Below are 591 nucleotides of genomic sequence, written 5' to 3' on the forward strand. Positions count from 1 at the left end.
AACGAATCCACAAACACCAGGAGCTTCAATTAATCCAGATGATCCAGATAGTCCGAAATGGCCAATTAGCACCAACTATGATAAGACGGTCAATGAGACCGTCAGCTATGTTGATCAGAATGGACACGTAGTGGCCAAGAAGCACAGTGATTCTGTCAACTTCACACGAACAGTCGTTGTTGATAACGTTACTGGTGAAGTTATTACAAGTGGTGCTGGAACAACAGTTTGGACAGCGACAAATGGTGATACGACCTTTGATGCCGTTGCTGTCCCAGTGGTGTCGGGATCTGTAGCTAATAAAGCTAAGACAGCTGCCGTAACTGACTTGAATGCCGATTCAGCAGATGTTAATGAAACCGTGACATACACGAAAGTCGGTTCATTGGTACCAAGTTCAAGTGATAAGAACTTCCCTGGAGCACCAACAGTAGCCTATTCAAATGACCCAAGTGATGCGACGAAGGTTAAACCAGCCGGTGTACCGACGGTACCAGGTTATACAGCACATGATCCAGAAGGTCATGTTTTGACACCAGGTAGCAGTTATCAGCCAAGTGATCCAACGAAAGATACAACGATCACCTATAC

General features: G+C 45.3%; 1 protein-coding gene. It reads left to right on the forward strand.

All coding sequences use genetic code 11. The features are described from left to right. Positions 1 to 591 (forward strand): mucin-binding protein (locus tag FD36_RS06780; RefSeq protein WP_421823270.1); only part of this gene is annotated, 591 nt, incomplete at both ends.

The organism is Fructilactobacillus sanfranciscensis DSM 20451, assembly GCF_001436035.1.
Classification (GTDB): domain Bacteria; phylum Bacillota; class Bacilli; order Lactobacillales; family Lactobacillaceae; genus Fructilactobacillus; species Fructilactobacillus sanfranciscensis.